At 48.7% G+C, this 18,493-nt stretch carries 6 protein-coding genes; all 6 read right to left on the minus strand.

What is annotated here, in order from left to right; genetic code table 11:
- Positions 1 to 7 precede the first annotated feature (7 nt).
- Genes BMZ54_RS30430 through BMZ54_RS30455 form a run of 6 tightly spaced genes read right to left on the minus strand, consistent with a single transcriptional unit; the run spans position 8 to position 18,486 of the window.
- A complete protein-coding gene (locus BMZ54_RS30430) occupies positions 8 to 9,610 on the minus strand; it encodes a non-ribosomal peptide synthetase (RefSeq protein WP_089920704.1) in 9,603 nt (3,200 codons plus the stop codon).
- A 21-nt stretch (positions 9,611 to 9,631) separates the two neighbouring features.
- On the minus strand, positions 9,632 to 11,575 hold the full coding sequence (locus BMZ54_RS30435) for a methylaspartate mutase subunit E (RefSeq protein WP_089920706.1): 1,944 nt from the start codon (positions 11,573 to 11,575) through the stop codon (positions 9,632 to 9,634).
- A gap of 5 nt (positions 11,576 to 11,580) precedes the next feature.
- Positions 11,581 to 12,336, minus strand: a complete 756-nt coding sequence (locus tag BMZ54_RS30440; RefSeq protein WP_089920708.1) for an aspartate/glutamate racemase family protein — start codon at positions 12,334 to 12,336, stop codon at positions 11,581 to 11,583.
- Positions 12,326 to 14,236, minus strand: coding sequence for an asparagine synthase (glutamine-hydrolyzing) (gene asnB / locus BMZ54_RS30445; RefSeq protein ID WP_089920710.1), 1,911 nt, complete (start codon positions 14,234 to 14,236; stop codon positions 12,326 to 12,328). The genes BMZ54_RS30440 and asnB overlap by 11 nt, the downstream gene beginning before the upstream one ends.
- 50 nt (positions 14,237 to 14,286) lie before the next feature.
- A complete protein-coding gene (locus tag BMZ54_RS30450) occupies positions 14,287 to 15,264 on the minus strand; it encodes a TauD/TfdA family dioxygenase (RefSeq protein ID WP_089920712.1) in 978 nt (325 codons plus the stop codon).
- A gap of 18 nt (positions 15,265 to 15,282) precedes the next feature.
- Positions 15,283 to 18,486: a non-ribosomal peptide synthetase gene (locus tag BMZ54_RS30455; protein ID WP_089920714.1), complete on the minus strand. Its 3,204-nt coding sequence runs from the start codon at positions 18,484 to 18,486 to the stop codon at positions 15,283 to 15,285.
- Positions 18,487 to 18,493 lie beyond the last annotated feature (7 nt).

Genomic DNA, 18,493 nt, shown 5'->3' on the forward strand with positions numbered 1-18,493 from the left:
GAATTACTTATTTCATAATGGCTGCCATGAATTCATCTTCTGTTGTTGTCTCCCGTTCCGATGGTAATAACTGTATTTCGGGTAATGTAATGTGCTCATTGGCTGTTACCTGTTGCAGGCAAAACAGCAGGTTGTTGCGCATTTCGTGAATAGTAGCTCTTTTGAACAGGTCTGTATTGTAGCGGATGATCACATTTACCTGCTCCCCTGCTTTTATATATTCAAATGCCAGGTCAAACTTGCAGGCTCTGTCCGCCAGCTTCAGGTCTGTGATCTTTAACCCGTTCCAGGTAGTATTTTGCTTTTCCTGCAGGGAGCTGTCCATGTACTGGATCCATACATCTGCGAGCGGAGAGCGGCTCCGGTCGTAGCTTACCTGCGTAGCCTTTACCAGCTGCTCAAAAGGATACAGCTGGTGATCATATGCATCCAGCGTGGTTTGTTTTACTTTTCCTAAGAGAGCGCTAAAACTATCATCACTTTCAAACTGCGTTCTGAGCGCCAGCGTATTCACATATAACCCGATCTGGTTCACCAGGTCCGCATGATCCCTGCCGGCTGCCGGTGTGCCTATCACAAGATCCTGCTGGCCGGTGTAGCGGTGTAACATAGCTTTCACTGCTGCGGTTAATACCATGTACAAGCTGGCTTCCTGCTGTAATGCCAATTCAGATAAAGCTGTTGTTAAAACAGCATCCAGCACAAAGGGTACGGTATCGCCATTGGACGTTTTAACAGCCGGGCGCGGGTGATCTGTGAGCAGGTCCAGCACCGGCACTTCACCGCTGAACTGTTGCAGCCAGTATTGTTCATGCCGCTGAATAGCTGTACCGGAAAGCTGTTCATTGATCCAGCTGGCATAGTCTTTATACTGTATGGGTAATGGTTTATTGCTATATGCACTGCCAGCAGTGTAGCGTTCAAACACTTCTTTTACCAGCACTTCCATTGACCAGCCATCTGCAATAATGTGGTGCATGTTTAACAGGAAAATGTGCTGTTCATCCTGCAGCTGATACAAGCGGATGCGCAACAGTGAGCCGGCTGCCAGGTTATAGGGAAGCACCAGCTCCTGCTTCATCAGGTCATGCGCTTTCATTTCATTATCCGGTTGGCTGCGCAGGTCTGTTACCTTTATATCCGGTTCGCAGGTGGTACCATCCTGTATTTGCTGCCGCGGTTCTCCATCCACAATAATAAAACGGGTGCGTAATATTTCATGCTGCTGCACCAGCGCTTTAAAGGCTTCGCATAATGCAGGGATGTTCAATGCACCTTCCAGCAAAATGGCTTCCGGCATATGATAGGCCAGCGTATCTTCTTCCAGCTGGTCTGCTATCCAAAGGCGTTTCTGCGCAGGTGAAAGCGCGTAGTGCGCTTGCTGCGGAACCGGCACAATAGACTGGTATACTGTTTTACCGGTAAGCGCAATGGCAGTGGCCAGGTTTTCAATGGTAGGATGTGCAAAGATGGTACGCAGATCTATTTTAGCCTGCAGCACTTTATGCACCTGTGATAACACGCGGGTAGCTTTTAAGGAATGGCCGCCTATCTCGAAGAAGTTGTCCAATACACCGATAGGTGTTCTGTTCAATACTTCTTCCCAGATAGCCACCAGCTTTGTTTCCAGTGTATTACGCGGCGCCACATAATTGTTAGTAGTGGTTGCAATAAGGGTAGCAGCTTGTAAAGCTTTGTAATCTATTTTGCCATTCATGGTCAGCGGGAAGCTATCCAACTGTTCAAAACAGGATGGGATCATGTACACTGGTAACCTGGTTTCCAGGAAAGAGCGTAGAGCGGCTGCCGTGAGTGTTTCGCTGGCTGTGAACCAGGCCACTAATTGCCGGTCTTCTTCCGTGTTGCCCTGCAGCAACACTACTGCCTGGGTAATAGCTGCGTGTGCCTGTAAAGCGCTTTCTATTTCACCCAGCTCTATACGGTAACCTCTCAGCTTTACCTGGTGGTCATTACGGCCCAGGAACAATAGATTCCCATCTGCCTGCCAGCAGGCCATATCACCGGTTTTGTATAAACGGTTATTGTTGATGGTAATAAAACGTTCCTCTGTTAAACTTTCCCGGTTCAGGTAACCACGGGCCACACCTGCGCCACCGATGTACAGCTCTCCCGGTATGCCTACGGGCAATAATTGCTGCTGTGCATCCAGAACGTAGTACTGCGTATTACGCATAGGCTTTCCAATGGGCACATGACCGGATGCAGGAATGGTGTCCAAAGTAGCTTCGTAGTAAGATGCATCAATGGTAGTTTCCGTAGTGCCGTAACTGTTAAGGATGCGCAGATGATTGCCAAAACGCTCCTGCAAACGACGGAAATCTTCTACTCTGCAGGTATCTGAACCCAGGATCACCAGCTGCATGAAAGAGCTGTCTAATCCTTCCTCATAGATGTGATCCATGAGCGGCAGCACCAGTGCTGGTGTGGATTCAAAAATATTGATGCTGTGTTGTGCGATGAGTTTATACAGTCCTTCAGGATCTGTACGCAGATCAGCCGGGGCAATGATCATACTGCCACCATTCAGCAATGCGCGGCACACATCTCCAAAGAACACATCAAAGGACATGCTGGCCATCTGCAACAGGTGTACTTCAAAGCTATCCAGCTTATATGCTTCCCGCCAGCCCAGCGCCATGTTAAAAAGGTTGCCGTGCTCCACCATCACACCCTTAGGCTGACCGGTGGAACCGGAAGTGTAGATCACGTAAGACAATTGGTTAGCAGTGATGTTCACCACCGGTGCATAAGTGCTGTAGATATGGATCTCATCTGCATTAAGCGCAGGATCCACCATCATGATGCCCATACCGTGAATGCGTTCATCCAGCTGATTATCCGTCAACAACACGCTAATGCCACTGTCGCTGATCATATATTGCAACCGGTCTGCCGGATAAGCAGGATCAATGGGTACATAAGCTGCACCGGCTTTCAGTACACCCAGCACATACACCAGCATTTGTCCGGAGCGGTTCACCATAATACCAATACGCTCCTCAGGCTGTACATGATAGCGGGCCAGCAGGTAGTTGGCTAACTGGTTACTGGCTTCTTCCAGCTCCTGGTAGGTAAGTATATTATCTTCAAACACTACTGCAGTTGCTTCCGGGTTTTGTTGTACCTGTTGGGTAAACAGTTCCAGGATGTTACCAGCTGAGTTAGTGGCGGCAGTGGCGTTGAACGTATTTAAGAGTTGTTCTGTTTCTGCGGCTGTAAGATAGCTCAGCTTATCTATAGACGTTTTGCTATCAGCCACAATAGATGCTAATATATGCTGGCAATGCGCACCCATTCTTTCAATACGGTCCCGGTTATACAGGTCGGTATTGTATTCAATGCGCAGCTGCAGGTTATCGCCGTATTCATAAAAATCAAAGGAGAGATCAAATTTGCTGATGGTCACATCTGCCGGGTAATCTTTTACTACAATACCGCCAAAGTCCCTTTGTTCAGTGGTAGACAGCTCTACATTTTCCAGCGCTACCATTACGTCAAATAAAGGAGAGCGGCTCATATCCCGCTGCAGGTCCAGGTCATCTACCAAACGGTCAAAGGGATACAGCTGGTGGTCATAAGCGCCTACTGTTATCTCTTTTACCTTGTTTAACAGCTGTACAAAACTTTCGTTTCCTTTAAACTGCGTGCGTAATGCCAGGGTATTTACATAAAAACCGATCTGGTTTTCCAGCTGGTAATGATCACGGCCCGCAATGGGGGAACCGGTAATAATATCATTTTGCCCCGTATAGCGGTACAGCAAAGCTTTTACTCCCGCCAGGAGCACCATGAACAAACTGGCGCCCTGCTGTTTGCCTAAGTCTTTTAAAGATTGGCTCAATGAGCTATCCAGGCTGTACTTCACCATATCTCCATTGGAGGTCAGTAAAGCAGGACGGGCATGGTCTGCAGGCAGGTTCAGTACCGGCAGCTCACCACTAAATTTATCTAACCAGTAAGCCTTATGATTATTTGCTGCTTCATTATTCAATTGCTCCTGCTGCCAGGCGGCGTAATCTTTGTATTGAATGGACAGCGGTGCCAATGGGTTACCCTCTCCCTTCACATAAGCATTATACAAAGACAATACCTCATCCACCAGCACTTCCATTGACCAGCCATCAGCAATAATATGATGCATGGTGAGCAGGAACACATAATTATCCGCAGCGCGTTGCAGCAGATCAGCTTTTAACAGCGGCCCTTGTTCCAGGTTAAATACATGGTTGGCTGCTGCTGTTACACATTCAGCCACCTGGCTTTCCGGCGCTTGCTGCATATCAGTTTGCGCCAGCTTAAAGGCAAAGGTCTCAGGCGTATGTATTCTTTGGCGCGGCTCACCATCTACCGTAATAAAAGTAGTGCGCAGTATTTCATGCCTTGCCACCAGGGTGCTAAGCGCCTGCTCAAAGGCAGCTACTTCCAGTTTTCCTTGCAGTATAAATGCACCGGGCAAATTGTAAGCCACCTGACCCTCTTCCAGCTGGTCCAGGATCCAGAGGCGTTTTTGTGCATGGGAAATAGCGTAGTGCGCTGCATCAGCAATGGGTGTAATATTTTCATATGCCACTACATTGGATTGTGCAATCACTTCTGCCAGTGCAGCAATGGTAGGATGCGTAAAAATAGTGCGCAGGTCCATTTTTGCATGGAACACCTTATGCACCTGCGATAATACGCGGGTAGCTTTTAAGGAATGCCCGCCTATCTCAAAGAAGTTGTCTAACACACCGATGGGCGCTCTGTTTAATATTTCTTCCCAGATGGTTACCAACTTTGTTTCCAATGTATTGCGTGGCGCTACATAATTATTCGTGACTGTTGTAGTAACCGTAGTAGCCTGTAAGGCTTTGTAATCTATTTTGCCATTTACGGTCAGCGGGAAACTCTCCAGCTGTTCAAAACAGGATGGGATCATGTACACCGGTAAACGGGTTTCCAGGAAAGAGCGTAGAGCGGCTGCCGTGAGTGTTTCGCTGGCAGTGAACCAGGCCACCAGCTGCCGGTCTTCTTCCGTATTGCCCTGCAGCAATACTACTGCCTGGATAATAGCTGCGTGTGCCTGTAAAGCGCTTTCTATTTCACCCAGCTCTATACGGTAACCTCTCAGCTTTACCTGATGGTCATTACGACCCAGGAACAATAGATTCCCATCTGACTGCCAGCAGGCCATATCACCGGTTTTGTATAAACGGTTATTGTTGATGGTAATAAAACGTTCCTCTGTTAAATTTTCCCGGTTCAGGTAACCACGGGCCACACCGGCACCGCCGATGTACAGCTCTCCGGGTATGCCAACCGGCAACAATTGCTGCTGTGCATCCAGGATGTAATATTGCATGTTACGCATAGGCTTACCAATGGACACATGACCGGATGCAGGAATGGTGTCCAAGGTAGCTTCGTAGTAAGATGCATCAATAGTGGTTTCCGTAGTGCCGTAACTGTTAAGAATGCGCAGGTGGCTGCCAAACCTTTCCTGCAAACGGCGGAAATCTTCTACCCTGCAGGTATCTGAACCCAGGATCACCAGCCGCATAAAGGAGCTGTCTAATCCTTCCTCATAGATATGATCCATGAGCGGCAGCACCAGTGCGGGTGTGGATTCAAAAATATTGATGCGGTGCTGTGCAATTAATTTATATAAGCCTTCAGGATCAGTACGCAGATCAGCCGGGGCAATGATCATACTGCCGCCATTCAGCAATGCGCGGCACACATCTCCAAAGAACACATCAAACGACATGCTGGCCATCTGTAACAAGTGTACTTCAAAAGTATTCAGCTTGTATGCTTCCCGCCAGCCCAGCGCCATGTTATGTAAATTACCATGCTCCACCATTACACCTTTAGGCTGCCCGGTGGAACCGGAAGTGTAGATCACGTAAGCCAATTGATTAGCAGCGATGTTCATCACCGGTGCATAAGTGCTGTAGATATGGATCTCATCTGCATTCAATGCAGGATCTACCATCATAATGCCCATGCCATGAATACGTTCATCCAGCTGGTTATCGGTCAACAGCACGCTAATGCCACTGTCGCTGATCATGTACTGCAAGCGGTCTGCCGGGTAAGCAGGATCAATGGGTACATAAGCTGCACCGGCCTTCAGCACACCCAGCACGTACACCAGCATTTGTTCGGAGCGGTTCACCATAATGCCAATGCGATCTTCTGGCTGCACATGATAGCGGGCCAGCAGGTAGTTGGCTAACTGGTTACTGGCTTCGTCCAGCTCCTGGTAGTTTAAAACTTTATCCTCAAATACTACTGCAGCAGCTTCCGGGTTTTGCTGCACCTGTTGGGTAAACAGTTCCAGAATGTTGCCGGCCGGGTTAGTGGCAGCAGTGGCATTAAAGGTTTCCAGCAATTGTTGTTGCTCTGCAGCGGTAAGATAGCTCAGCTTATCTATAGATGTTTTGCTATCAGTTACAATAGATGCTAATATATGCTGACAATGCGCGCCCATTCTTTCAATACGATCCCTGTTATACAGGTCGGTATTGTATTCTATGCGCAGCTGCAGGTTATCGCCGTATTCATAAAAATCAAAAGAGAGATCAAACTTACTGATGGTCACATCTGCCGGGTAATCTTTTACTACAATGCCGCCAAAGTCTCTTTGTTCAGTAGTAGACAGCTCCACATTTTCCAGCGCTACCATTACGTCAAATAAAGGAGAACGGCTCATATCCCGCTGCAGGTCCAGGTCATCTACCAAACGGTCAAAGGGATACAGCTGGTGGTCATAAGCACCTACTGTTATCTCTTTTACCTTGTTTAACAGCTGCACAAAACTTTCACTGCCTTTGAACTGCGTGCGTAATGCCAGGGTATTCACATAAAACCCGATCTGATTTTCCAGTTGGTAATGATCACGGCCGGCAATGGGGGAACCGGTAATAATATCGCTCTGGCCTGTGTAGCGGTACAGCAGCGCTTTTACACCAGCCAATAGTACCATGAATAAACTGGCGCCCTGCTGTTTGCCTAAGTCTTTTAAAGATTGGCTCAATGAGCTATCCAAGCTGTATTTCACCGCATTTCCATTAGAGGTCAGTAAAGCCGGGCGGGCATGATCTGCAGGCAGGTTCAGTACCGGCAACCCACCGCTGAACTGATCTAACCAGTAAGCCTTATGGTTATTTGCAGCTTCATTATTCAACTGCTCCTGCTGCCAGGCTGCATAATCTTTATATTGAATGGATAACGGTGCCAACGGATTATCCTCTCCCTTCACATAAGCATTGTACAAAGACAACACCTCATCCACCAGTACTTCCATAGACCAGCCATCGGAAATAATATGATGGATCGTATAGGCAAACACGTATTCCGTGGCTCCTGATTGTAATAAAGTGGTTCTGAAAAGCGGGCCGGTTTCCAGGTCAAAAGGAGTATTAAATTCCGCCTGCACCAGCTCCGCTGTTACGCTCTCCTTGCTTGCTTCCTGCTGCAGATCATGGTACTGCAGTTTAAAACCGCAGCTTGCAGCCGGTAATATTTTCTGGCGGGGTTCATTATCTACTGTAATAAAAACAGTGCGCAGGCTTTCATGCCGGTCCACCAGGGTTTCCAGCGCCCTTGCAAAAGCGCTCCGGTCCAGCATTCCGTTAAGTACTACAGCTGCCGGCATATTATAGGCTACCTGTCCCTGTTCCAGCTTATCTAAGATCCACAAACGTTTCTGCGCATGGGATACCTCGTAATGTTCCTGCAGAGGCAGGGGACTAATAACAGCATAGGTGGTTTGGCCACTCTGTGCCACCACTGTAGCCAGCTGCGCTATGGTAGGGTTAGAAAAAATATCCGCCACCTTCAGGGAAATATCCAGCGCCTTGTACACCCTGGATATTACCTGCATAGCTTTTAGGGAAGTACCGCCCACCCGGAAAAAGGATACCTTGCGGCCTACCCTTTTCAGGCCCAGCACTTCCTGGAAAATTTCATCCAGCAATGTTTCTGTTGCTGTTTGCGGCGCTTCATAATCTTCATCACTAATGATCAGGCTATCCGGTTTAGGCAGCGCTTTCTTATCTACTTTGCCATTAAGGGTTAAGGGAAACTCTTCCATGGGTATAAACCAGGAAGGGATCAGGCCTTGCGGCAGCTCCGCTTGCAGGAAAGCGCGCAGGTCTTCTATAGTAATGTTGTTGCCTATGTAATAACAGATCAGCTCCTGCTGTTCTTCGCGGTTTTTGTGCGTGGTTACAAACACTTCCCGGATCCCGTCTTTACCCAGTACGGCTTGTTTAATTTCGTTTAGCTCTACCCGTATGCCGCTGATCTTTACCTGCTCATCCAGGCGGCCCAGCACTTCCAGGCTCCTGTCAGGCAAATAGCGGCCCAGGTCACCGGTTTTGTAAATAATATCCGGTTCAGGGGTTAAGGGGTTTTGTACAAATACTTTTTGGGTAAGGGCTTCATTTTTAAAATATCCCTTGGTCATGTAAGGGGTTTTAATGTACACCTCTCCTATTTCCCCTATGCGGCATAATTTACCGGTATTGCTGATCACTGCTATAAAAGCGCCTTCTATGGGCTTACCGGCATGAATAGCCTGTGCAGGATCTGCGGGCAGCTCATTAATACGGTGAAAAGTTTTAGCCAGTGTAGTTTCAGAAGTACCATACAGGTTCACGATCTCCACATGCGTACCCACTACCTGCTGCCAGTGCTGTATATCCCGCCCGTAAAGGATCTCACCGGCCATCAGCACATATTGTAATTCCGGAAAGCGGGTGTTGGATGTTTCAGCACCTGATAATTCTTTAATAAGCAGGCGGAAAAGAGAGGGCACGCAATGCACCAGGTTAATGCCGTTATCCTCCAGCCAGCCGGTGAGCTGCGTCATGTTAGTGCGGTACTCCACCGGTGGAATACAAAGCGTACCGCCGGAGGTAAGCGGCAAAAATATGTCCCTTAAAGAAGCATCAAAGGTTGTTTGGGTTAGCTGGCTTACACGGATATTCTGCTGCACATTAAACTCCTTACGTTCCCAGCCAATAAAATGGTGCAGGCTGCGATGCACACCCACAAAGGCTTTCGCCTCGCCTGTAGAACCTGAAGTATAAAAAATATAACAGCTGTCAGTATCCAGGATCAGCTCATCGGGGTTCTTGTCACAGATCTTGCCATCAAAGGGATCATGAACAGCATCATGCAGGCACTCCGCTATTTTCGTATCCTCATCCAGCACAAACAAATAGCGCACACTTACCTGCAGGGTTTTCAGCAATGCATTCACTGCATCTTTTTGCGCCGTGGTAGTGATCAGTACTTCGCAGGCGGTTTGCTCAAAGATCTGCGTCATACGCCGGAGCGGGAAAGCCAGGTCTACCGGCAGGTAAATGCCACCTGCCTTAAACACAGCCAGCAATGATGCCACCAGGTTAATACCGGAAGGCATGGCTGCCATTACAATAGTATCCTGTTTTACACCTGCGGCTTTCAATGCCCAGGCCAGGCGATTGCTTTTTATATTCAGCTCCCGGTAGGTGACCTTACGGCTACACTCCTCCACTGCCGGCTGTTCCGGGTATTGCGCTACCGTTCTTTCAAAATCTGCAACTAATAACTGTGCCATGCGTTTTGGGTTTATTCTTAATTAATAAACATAGGTACCGTCAAGGGGCCAGGTCTTGTAATCGTTCTGCCAGATGCGGCTCAGGTCTTTTTCCAACAGGGAAAAGATGCTGGAATCACGTTCCATGTTCTTGCGGATCACTACTTTTTCCCGGTGGAAATCTTTTGTTTTTTCATCAAAAGGCAGGTTCCCGAAATCATAGAAGCGTACTGCGCCATCTATATCCCGCACGCCTACTACCTTTCCCTTGTTGTAAATGCTGGGCGACCATGGAATATCCAGGATCCCTGCTTCAATGGCTTTGATAGCGCCTTTGGCAATAGATCCATTGGACAGCTGCATTACTGCGTCCATAATTTGTTTTACTTCAGAGCGGATCAGTTGCTTTTCGATCTTCAGCTTTTCCTGATTCACCATGCTGTGATGCGCGGTAAGGGCGCCCTGTTTGCTCAGCTTCACGGCCTTGGCATTATCAAAACGGTCCGGGATGCGGATGGCTTCCACAGCGGTTTTCACCATTACCTTGGTAGCGCCGGCCAGCGTGGCGGTAATGCTGGAATTGAAAATGAGGTCTTCCGCTTTTTTATAATCAGATGGGAAAGCAGCCATAAACTGGTGGTACACGGTGGTTACCCGCACATCCATAAAACCGTACATCTGCAGGAAAGCGTTCACCTGTTCTTCCATTACCTGTATGGCGGCAATGTCCTGCGCACGGTTGCCCTGCTCTGCATAACCTACAGTGATATTTTTCACACCCTGCTGTGCGGTCAGGATAGCCTGTATAACGTTCACGGATATAGCTAAAGAAGGCTCTATCAGTGTAGCGGTAAGTGTACCAAAATATTCACGGTTAATGCTTACATCATGCACTTCCTCATAAAAGGCGCTCAGGCGGTCAATGAATTGCCAGTTGCGTAAAGATTCTATCGGGTTGGTCAGCTTATCATAAGGCAGGCAGTAACAGATACAGCCGCCTTCTACTGCGGTAATGCCGGCAGCCAGCGCAATCTCGTAAGTAAAGCGGTGATCAGGCCCGCCGCCTCTCAGCTGGAAAGGCCGTTTCAGGGAAGTGATTAGGCGGCGTACTTCCTTTACGCCGTACACCGGGATGGGGAAACCGTTCAGCTGCGATTGTTTTCTTTCTATGCTCAGGTCCTTTCCCAGTTCAGCCTTATCATACATACGTGAACGTGAGGCCGCATCCAGCTGCACAGAGCTTACGTCACTGCCTTCTGCTTCCAGGTGCTGCAGCAGGGTTATCTGCTGCTCAATATCCGCTACGCCGGTCCTGGGCTGGAACAGGGGTTTGTTGCCTGCCTGTTTGTTGCTCCATAATATATTGCCCAGCGTGTGCTGCTTGTTTGCGTTCTGGTAAGTATCCGTCATTACCTCCCGGCCGGTATGCCACTCTGCCAGCACCTCCTTACGGTGTGTGGTCAGCTCTTCACGGGTCCACTGGCGATCCGTGATCTCATCTACCCGCAGCTTTTCTGCTACCAGCGAGCGCCGCCTGTTCTTACGGTAATTGCTTTCCCGTTTGGGGATCTCATGCCGGTGAATATCTTTCCTGATCTCCTCCAACACCTGGGTAAAGGGTACCGGTTTCGGGTATACGTTGGTAAATCCCATGCCCAGGTACTTCTTCTTGATCTGGAAATCTGATTCGCTCACTGCCAGGCTGCCACCCAGGTACCATAGCTTGGTGCTATCGTCCGTAAGCTTATACTGGCTCATAAGACGGGCAAAATCCTGCAGGTATAATTCCGCATGCCCGTTCTTGTTAGAGATCATAATGATGTCAAAATCCGGTGCATGATCAAAGAAAGAGGAGATAAGATTGCGGATGCCCAGGCTCTTTACAAAAAATCCGGCATCCTTGAAACCCAGCTCCAGCAGCCCTATTCCCACGGAATGTGCATCATCGCCAATGCCGCCTATTAATATTCTATGTTGGTATTCCATTGTTATCAGTTTTTAATTTTGGAAATAGTACGGGCGCCATAGTAACAGTACTCTACTGTTTTGCGGGCCAGCAATTCAAATGCATCTATAAAAGGCACTACCATGCTTCCCTTCATTACCAGCGGCACTTCAGAGCAGGCGCCTATCACTACCTCCGCACCTTTTGACACCAGTATAGGCACCTGGCAGCAGAACATTTGCTTCACCTCGTCTGTAAGGCAGCCTGATTTAATGCCGCCGTCCATATAAATGGGGCGCATAAAAAATTCTTCCTGCTCGGTTTCATTCAGGGTCACTACCTCATAACCGAGGGGTTCCAGCCGTTGCTGGTAAATACCGGAGCGCAGCAGGCCTGTAGAACCAATGATGCCGATCTTCTTTTTACCGGTATAAAGGGGGTTAGTGGTCAGCTCTTCCTGCACCAGGTTCACTGCGCTGAGGATCTTTCCCTGGAAATGCTGCTCCAGCTGCTCACAATAATAATGTGCCGTCATACAGGCCAGCACAGCCACTTCCACGGCACTGTTGTTAAAAATGCTGATAGAGCGTTCCAGCTCAGGTAAAGGGCTGGATTCTTTATAAACAATGGCGCGGGTACGGTCAGGGATAGCGCTGTTGTTATGCACTAAAATGTCCAGGTACTCCTGGTCCTTTTGCGCGTAAGACAGCTCCGTGATCCGGTTGAAAAGCCATACGCCGGCATGCGATCCCATACCGCCTATAATGCCCAGCTTCTTTTTAGATACATTATTAACTTGCATAAACTAATTTTTGAGCGTTTGAATGGGAAAAGGCGGGCATATCAAATACATCCAGGAAAATGTTAAAGGTGAGCACCACAATTAACAGGTCACTGTCAAACGGCAGGTTCAGCTTAAAATCATCTTTGCGGTAGATCTTCTTCAGCCTTTCTATGGTATCGGGATTAAAATAACCCTGCCTTTTAATGCGGTCATAAGAAAGCATGTCATTGATCCATTCTATGTTATTCCTTAACAGGTGCGGACTGCCAGGCGCTACAAAGCCTTGTTTCTGGCGGGCATAGATCTCTTCCGGCAGGTATTTCTTTGCTACTTCCTTCAGTATATATTTCTCTACCAGGTTCTTTAATTTTATTTCAGGCGGGATGGTTTTTACAAAGTTAGCCAGGTTCACATCCAGGAAAGGATAACGGCCTTCAATGGAATTTGCATAGGCTACACGGTCGCCATGGTCTGCTACAAGATGGTCTGAGAGGCGCAGCTTCATATCCAGGTAAGAACGTTTATGAAAAGCATGGCGGCCTTCCAGCTTGCGTTTGTCAACGCCCAGGTTCGTCAGGCAGTCAAAATCACTAAAGCCTTCATTCACCTCATCAGAGTATAAGGCCTGTACGGTTTCCCGGAAAGAGACATGCCTTTTCTCGTAAAAGAAATTAGGATCGCTCCACAGCTGCTCATTCATCTGGTCTTCCAGCAGGTCTTCCAGGTCTTTTTCCACCGGCATCTGGCTACGCTGCACATCAAAGCGGTAACCTACATAACCACCCAGGAACTCATCAGAACCTTCACCGGTAAGGATCACCTTTACGCCGCTGTTGCGTACATTTTCGGATAAGGCCAGGGAGCAGGTATTATAAGATTCTTTTAAGGGGCATTCGGAATGATAAACTGCCTGCCGCAAACGCTGCTCTATTTCCGGCCAGTCAAACGGTATTTCTGTATGGCGGGAGTTTACATGTTTAGCTACTATCTGCTGGTATTTGCGCTCGTCGATCTCTTTGTGATCCAGCGTGGGAAAACCAATCGAGAACGACTGATAGCTGGTATCCGGGTGGATCTTTTTCATCATAGCGCCAATGAGCGATGAATCCAGGCCCCCGCTCAGGTAAAAGCCTACCGGCACATCTGCGTTTAGCCGGTACCGGATGGATTGCAGCAGGATCTCTTCCAGCTGCTCCGCATAGTAGGATTCCGGTTTGTTCTCGTAATTATGTTCCTGCGGGTAGTAATCAATGTCCCAGTATTCATTGGCACTTACCTTCCCGTCCTTTACCTGTAGGTAATGACCAGGCTTTAAGCTGATCACATTTTTGAACATGGTAGCCGGGCTCACCAAACCGGGGAATGCAAATACCTGGTCCAGTCCCGTGAGGTCCACCGCTCTTTTTACCATTGGGTTCTGCAGGATGGCCTTGATCTCTGAACCAAAAATGAGCATCTCGTCTGTAATGGTATAGAACAGTGGGCAAATGCCAAAGTGATCACGCGCCAGCAAAAAGCTATTGTTACGCGCATCGGAAATAGCAAAGGCAAACTGCCCGTTCAGCCTTTCAATAAAAGCAGTGCCATATTCCAGGTAAGCATGCAGCACCACTTCCACATCGCAATTGGTGGTAAAGTGGTAACCTTTCTGCTGCAGCTCTGCACGCAGCTCTTTATAGTTATAGATCTCGCCATTGCAGATCATGCGCACCTGCTCATCGGCTGTAAAATAAGGCTGGTGGCCATGCGCCAGGTCAATGATACTGAGGCGGCGAAAACCCAGCCCTACATTTTTATCAATGAAGCAGGATGCTTCATCCGGCCCGCGGTGCTGTATGGCATCTGCCATTCCCATTACGGTTGACCGCTCAATGGTATATTTTGATTTAATATCGAAAATCCCGGTTATGCCACACATGGTGTTGTTTTTTGAGTGAAGTAGTTCGAAGGATAATTACGGATTGTTAATCACGGCGCCATAGACACTACCGTCTGCCGCTCGCCGGTGTAAGATTTGCGGCCATGCGCTGCCAGCATATTATCCAGCACTACAAAGTCGCCTTTTACCCAGGGGCGGGTTACCGCAACGCCGTTAATGGTATCGATCACCTCTTTAATGGCAGCTTCCGGTATTTTGGTACCATCACCAAAACAGGCGTACAAAGGCAATTCTTCTTCATTGAAATCCGCCAGCAGCATCAGAGTTTCATATACTTCTTTACGGAAGTGGGATGGATGGAACTGGTCTGCCTGGTTAAACCATACACGCTCTCCGGTAACCGGATGTTTGCGTGTAGCCGGGCGGGTATGTACCAGCTTTAAGCCACCGTTATCTTTCCAGTAATACTCTATTTCAATTTCATCGCAGTGGCGTTCCACTACTTTGCGGTCTTCTGTTTCAAAAGTGTCCATCCAGGTGGGGCCTAAACCATCGCCGGCATGCAGGTTGCGTACATAGCGCACTTTTTTGTTCTCAAACTCGTCCAGCAGGGAGGGATTCATTACCCGTACTACTTCGCGGCTGTCGGCCAGCGGTGTTTCGCCGCCGGTAGCTGCAGGTATGATACTGCCAAAGTATAAGCGTGACGGCCATTTTACAGAGTAAGACAGCTCATTGTGCAACGTAATGTCAAAAGCCGGGTCATACTCCGTGGAGATGTACACATGGCCTTTCAGGTTGCGGCGGGGGTAGCTGCCATCTACATAGTTGCGGAACTTGGTGGAAACCGAGGCCGTCATTCTTTCAAAGTCCGGCACGGTGTTAATGGCTACGCCCTGGATCAGCACAGCGCCTTTTTTCAGCAGCTGTTCATCTATATATGCGGTGTTATTCCTGTACCATTCTATTAAAGTATCTACGGGTGTGTTCTTTTCAAAAGTGATGGTCAGCGGGAACTGTTGTTCATCCACCTTCACCAGCGCTTCCTGTAACATGGTATGTTCCATAGTCTTCTGTTTTATAGTTTATGATAGGTTATACATGCTGTTGAGGAAATCGTCTGCTTCGGCAGCTTCTTCGCCGGAAGTAAGCAGGGTTACAGCGCTCAGGGGCAGACTGTCATTATCCAGCAGCTGCTGTAATACATAGTTAAAATGCGCCTCCAGCTGTTCCATGGTTTCACGGCGGAACAGGTCTGTATTGTATTCCAGGATCACCTGCAGACAGTCGTCATGCACAGTGAATTTAAAGGTGAGGTCTACCTTGCTGGTCAGGTAACCCGGATTGTATTCCGTTACCTGCAGGTCACTTTTGTCATCGAACGTCATGGGAGCATCTGTTAACTGTACCCATACATCTGTAAGCGGCGCGCGGCGGTTATCAAATTCCAGGTTCAGCGCGCGCACCAGCTCATCAAAAGGATAGTGCTGGTGTGTGTAGGCGTTGGTAACCGTTTCTTTTACTTTATTCAGCAGCTGGCGGAAAGTGAGCCCGCTGCTGAACTGTGTGCGCAAGGCCAGCATATTCACAAACAAGCCTACCAGCGGCTCCACATCTTTGTGTGTGCGGCCGGCAATGGGTGCACCAATGATCATATCTTCCTGGCCGGTGAAGCGGTTCAGCAGGGCTTTTACGGCTGCTACCAGCGCCATGAACAGGGAAGCGCCTTCCTGCTGCGCACAGGCTTGTAATTGTGCAGTAATGGTTGCAGGGATAGAAAAGCTATATACATCCCCGTTAGTAGTACGTTCTGCCGGGCGGGGATAATCTGTAGGGAACTGCAGCACCGGCAGCTCGCCGGCAAACTGCTGCTGCCAGTACTGGGCCTGCTCCCGTAATGCGGCATCGCTCAATTGGGTATTTAACCACGCTGCATAATCTTTATACTGGATACCTAAAGGCGGTAAAGGATTTGCCAGCTGTTTGCTGTAGGCGGCATACAGTATGAAGAGCTCTTTTACCAGGATCTCCTCGGACCAGCCATCGGAAATAATATGATGGGTATTGAACAGGAAAATGAACCGGTCTTTTGCCAGCTGCAGCAGCTGCGTACGGATCAACGGCCCCTGCTGCAGATCAAAAGGTATGGCCATGGCCTGCAGAGCTATTTTCTTAGCCACTTCCAGCGGGTCCTTAACGGATTGCAGGTCCGTGGTGGAAAGGGGCACTTCCATTACAGCATGGATCTTTTGCTGTACGGTGCCGCCACTGCTTACAAATGTGGTACGCAGACTTTCATGCCGTATTACCAGGATGGTGATGGCCTTTTGCAAAGCGGCTTTATCCAGTTTACCTTCCAGTATAAATGCCGCGGGCATATTGTATAAGGCGGGTTGTGATCCAAACTGGTCCTGGATCCACAATCCTTTCTGGGCCGGTGTTACGGGATAATAAGTTTGCTGCACTGCAACAGGTATGGGCTGGTAAGCGCTGGTAGATGCGCTGTTTATGAAAGCGGCCATTTGCCTGATGTCAGGGCGGGCAAACATATCACTTAGTTTCACTCCTACTTCAAACTGCTGGTAGATGCGGGATATAACCTGCATGGCTTTTAAAGAAGTGCCGCCGGCTTTAAAGAAGTTTGCCTTGCGTCCAATATTATTCAAACCCAGGATGGATTTCCAGATAGTTTCCAGCTGCTGTTCCGTTTCACCCTGCACAGGTTCATAGTCAGCCGGATCCAGCACCAGGGCTTCCGGTTTGGGCAGGGCCCTTTTATCTACCTTGCCGTTAATAGTTAAGGGAAACTCTGTCATGGGTACAAACCAGGCCGGGATCACGTTCTCATTCAGCTCAGTTTCCAGGTAAGTGCGTAGCTCTGTAATTGTTATACCGGGTGCTATGTAATAACAAACCAGCTCGTTCTGGTGATCACTGTTCTTATGCGCCAGTACTACTACTTCCTGCATACCGGGCATACCCAGCACAGCCTGTTTAATTTCGTTCAGCTCTACACGGATGCCGTTCACTTTCACCTGCTCGTCCAAACGGCCAAGTATTTCTATGTTGCCATCCGGCAGGTACTTACCCATATCGCCGGTTTTGTGCATCAGCTCTATACGGTCTTTCACAAAAGGGTTCTGGATAAATACGCTGGCTGTTAAAGCCGGGTCTTTATAATAACCCTTGGTCATGAAAGGGGTACGGATGTATACTTCCCCTATCTTACCCGGCTCGCATAACTGGCCCTGGTGTAAGATCATTACAGCCGTGTTGCTGATAGGCTGCCCTACGTGCATTACCTGGGAAGCATCTGCCGGGGCTTCTTTAATACGGTAAAAGGTTTTGGCCAGAGTAGTTTCAGATGTGCCGTATAAATTCACAATCTCTACATGCTGTGCTCCGGTGGCAAACCACAGCTGCAGATCCTTGCCATACAATGGCTCGCCGGCCATCAGGATATGTTTCAATTCCGGCAGGCGTACTTCCGTAGCATCCTGCACAGCTAATTCTTTGCTCATTAATCGCCAGAGGGAGGGCACACAATGCACCAGCGTTACGCGCTGCGCTTCCAGCCAGGCCATCAGCGTAATTACATTGGAGCGAGTTTCCGGTAAAGGCACACACAAGGTCCCGCCACAGCTCAGGGGCAGCAGCACATCGCGCAGGGAAGCATCAAAGGTGATCTGTGAAAGCTGGCTTACCTTAAAAGTTTCATCTACGCCAAACTCTTTCAGCTCCCAGTGTATAAAATGGCTCAGGCTATCATGGCAGCCCAGGAACGCCTTGGCAGCGCCGGTGGAGCCGGAGGTGTAAAAAATATAGTTACTGTCGCCCGGCTCATTGATCAGCGCCGGGTTTTCAGCTGAATAATTCTCATAAGGCAAATCTTCCATTATCAGCAGGTGCGGTATGTCCAGCTCCAGCTCGCGGATCAGGGTTTGCGCTGTTTGCTGTAAGGCGCGGCAGGTGATCAATACCCGTGTAGCCGTTTGCGTGAACATCTGCAGCAAACGCTTACGGGAAAAAGCCGGGTCCATAGGCAGGTACACCCCGCCTGACTTAAACACTGCCAGCAGCGCAGTAGCAAGCTGAATACCTGCAGGCACCAGCACGCTCACCACTTCCTCTCTACCCATGCCTTTTTCTCTTAACAAGTGCGCCAGCTGGTTAGCCTGGTTATTCAGCTCCCGGTAAGTGACCTGCTGCGTTTCTTCCGCAACGGCTATATTATTGGGCACGCGCAGCGCCTGTTGTTCAAATACGGTATGTATGATCCTTTTATTCATAAAAAGA

Origin of the sequence: Chitinophaga rupis (genome assembly GCF_900109685.1) — a bacterium.
GTDB classification, from domain to species: Bacteria; Bacteroidota; Bacteroidia; order Chitinophagales; family Chitinophagaceae; genus Chitinophaga; species Chitinophaga rupis.